This is a genomic window from Lysobacter sp. N42 (assembly GCF_004344885.1).
The window spans coordinates 1-2,859 of the sequence record NZ_SKFB01000097.1 but is presented as its reverse complement, the minus strand read 5'-3'; the positions used below and the strand labels follow the sequence as shown (position 1 = coordinate 2,859).

4 protein-coding genes are annotated in these 2,859 nt (G+C 62.6%); 1 reads left to right on the top strand and 3 read right to left on the bottom strand.

Features of this window, described 5'->3' with window-relative positions; all coding sequences use genetic code 11:
* Window positions 1–131 precede the first annotated feature (131 nt).
* From EYQ95_RS26030 to EYQ95_RS26020, 3 genes are all read right to left on the bottom strand, one after another.
* The gene (locus EYQ95_RS26030) at window positions 132–578 is read right to left on the bottom strand and encodes a hypothetical protein (protein WP_132332103.1); all 447 of its coding nucleotides are present in this window, start codon (window positions 576–578) and stop codon (window positions 132–134) included.
* An 83-nt stretch (window positions 579–661) separates the two neighbouring features.
* A complete protein-coding gene (locus EYQ95_RS26025) occupies window positions 662–952 on the bottom strand; it encodes a hypothetical protein (protein ID WP_132332101.1) in 291 nt (96 codons plus the stop codon).
* Between the two features lie 57 nt (window positions 953–1,009).
* Window positions 1,010–1,369, bottom strand: coding sequence for a hypothetical protein (locus EYQ95_RS26020; protein WP_132332099.1), 360 nt, complete (start codon window positions 1,367–1,369; stop codon window positions 1,010–1,012).
* A gap of 135 nt (window positions 1,370–1,504) precedes the next feature.
* Here EYQ95_RS26020 and EYQ95_RS26015 point away from each other — a divergent pair, with 135 nt between their 5' ends.
* Window positions 1,505–2,782 (top strand): IS30 family transposase, encoded by a 1,278-nt coding sequence (locus EYQ95_RS26015; RefSeq protein ID WP_132332097.1) that lies wholly within the window; start codon window positions 1,505–1,507, stop codon window positions 2,780–2,782.
* The last annotated feature ends 77 nt before the right edge of the window (window positions 2,783–2,859 follow it).

Below are 2,859 nucleotides of genomic sequence, written 5' to 3'. Positions count from 1 at the left end.
AACGACAGCTGCATCGCACTCACCCCGATCACGGTGAGGCATTGTCGCGCAATCGGGCGGAGTTGTTCAGACCTTCCTTAAGCCGCGCCGCGAAGCGGCGTCGGCTTGGACGAATTGTTAGACAACAGCCCCTAACCCTTCAGATCTGTCTCGATTGGCCACATTAGGCGCTCACCAACGACCGCCAATCCCACGTGGTCCGCGCTTTCTACGGCATGCCGCGGAACCACAAACGTTAGGTTTTCAACGGTTACGGCGCGGTTTGAGCTGTTCAGCCTGGCGCGGATTGGCACCTCGGACTCGAACAGGGTCTTCTGTGGTGTTCCATCGCCTTTCTCCTCGATTGCCACGAATCGAAGCGACGGATTGATGATCCGGTCGGTCGCGTTCGACTTAGCTTGCGGATCAAATGTAAGGTCGAGCCGCTGTACCGAATAAACATAGTTGACGCCTTCAATGCGACGCTCGACCTGGCCCTTGAATGCCAGCGACCCATACGACCCGTCCAGGCTTTTGGCCATCTCTCCGTTACTGCACGACGCGAGCAGCGGTGCAAGCAGCAAAGCATTCCATTTCATGCGCGAAGATCCTCCACCTGTTGTCTAACACCTGAGTTAAGCCGCGCCGCGAAGCGGCGTCGGCTTGGACGAATTGTTAGGGCTCACGCGGCGACGCTGACGACTGCCGCCGCCAGAACCAGCAGGACGGACATGGCCAGAAGCGCAACCCAACCCAGCCCGACATGGCGCGGATCCACGCTGCTGGGGGACCCATCCAGCAGGTTGTGCCGGAAGGCGAAAATACTCCCTAGCAGCATGCCTGTCCCGAGCAGTCCGAACGGGAGATGCTCCATGCTTAAGGCGCGCGTTAGGTAGAGCAGGCCGCCAATCAGAAGGGGCAGCGACCAGAGGCGGTACCACCTTTTCGGTCGAGTGCTACGTGTGTCGGACATGAGCCCTAACACCTGAGTTAAGCCGCGCCGCGAAGCGGCGTCGGCTTGGACGAATTGTTAGGCGTTGGCTGCGACACGGCGGGCGCGGAGGCGAGTGGCCGCGTGCTCCCCGACGAAGGCACCCAGCGCGACGAGCGGAAACGAAAGTGCCATGGCACTCATATTGGTAGCCGCCAAGCTGGCGTAGCCGGTCCGACCGTCGCCAATGGCGTGCAGGGTATAGAGGATCAACCCCCACACCGCCACGTGTACCAGAAGGGCGACCAACACGAACGGCCTACGAGCGACGAAGCCGCCAAGCGCGGCCCCCACGAGCCCAGACACGGCAGGTTGGATCCAGCCAGACATGGGGACAAGTTCGCCCAGAAGGACTGCGACGACCAGCATTGCGGCAACAGCGATAAGCATTCTCTTCACGGGCAACGTCTCCTTGTTACAACGCCTAACACCTGAGTAAAGCCGCGCCGCGAAGCGGCGTCGGCTTGGACGAATTGTTAGGCAGCGCGAGTTCACAAAGTAAGTGCAACACCCGAGCCCCCTGAAAGCGAGACGGTGAGCGGGCAGACTGAAGGCGACACCTCGGCCAGGAGGAGATCGCTTCTGTACAGCCAGCTCACCGAGCAGGAACGATACACCGTGGGCGTATTGCACCGCCAAGGCTGGAGCCTGCGGGCGATCGGGCGGGATCTGGGCCGTGCCGCCAGCACGATCAGCCGCGAACTGGCCCGTAACCGCTGCCACGCGACGGACGGCGCGTACCGACCGAGCAAGGCCCAGGAACGCGCCAACGGCCGCCGCCGACGCTCGCGGCAAGTGAAGCAGCACGGCCCGGAGCTCTACGCCCGTATCGATGCGCTCCTGAGCGGCGAGCAATGGAGCCCCGAGCAGATTGCCGGCGAGCTGGCCAGGACAGGTGCGGCGCGGATCAGCGCGATGACAATCTACCGCTACGTGCAAGCGGATGTCCGGGCAGGCGGCACGCTGAAGCGATGGCTGCGACACGGCCGTAAGCGACGACGCAAGCGCACACCGGGACTGGAAAAACGCGGTCGTCTGCAGGGCAAGCCGATGATCGACACGCGGCCCGAGGCCGTGGAACGACGCGACGAGCCTGGCCACTGGGAAGGCGATACAGTGATGGGTGCGGCGGGAGAGCGGGCCTGCCTTCTGACGCTGGTGGAGCGCAGCACCGGCCTGGCTTTGGTGGCGAAGCTCGCGCACCGCACGACGACAGCAGTGAACCGCGCTGCGCTGCAGTTGATCATCCGCAGTGGCCTGCCGTTCAAGACGATCACCTGGGACAACGGTACCGAGTTCCACGGCTACCGCGCACTGGATGAAGCGACCGGCACGCAGAGCTACTTCGCTTACCCGCACCGACCGTGGCAGCGCGGCAGCAACGAGAACTTCAACGGCCTGCTTCGACAGTACGTGCCCAAGCGCACTTCAGTGGCGAAGCTCCGACAAGCGGACTGCAACGCGCTTGCCCATAAACTCAACACACGGCCCGGAAGCGCTATGGCTACCAGACCCCAATTGAACGGTACGAAGAACTGCGCCGGGTGTTGCACTTGGGGTGTTAATTCACCCATCACACCAGCGCCGCAACAACTGCAGGGCTTTAGCGTGCCTCTCCGATACGAGACCCGCCGCGGGATGGTAGCGGAAGCCAGAATGACTTTGGCCCGCAGCCTCCAAGGCAAGGTTAGCCTCTGCGCGCGCGTCCGGCTCGCTTCCCTGAGCGGCGGAGATGATTGCTTTGGTCGCGTGGAACCTGAAATGGTCTACAGCGAACATCAGCCGATGTTCCGCGGCGGACAAGAGAGTTAGGGAAGGTCTGAACAACTCCGCCCGATTGCGCGACAATGCCTCACCGTGATCGGGGTGAGTGCGATGCAGCTGTCGTT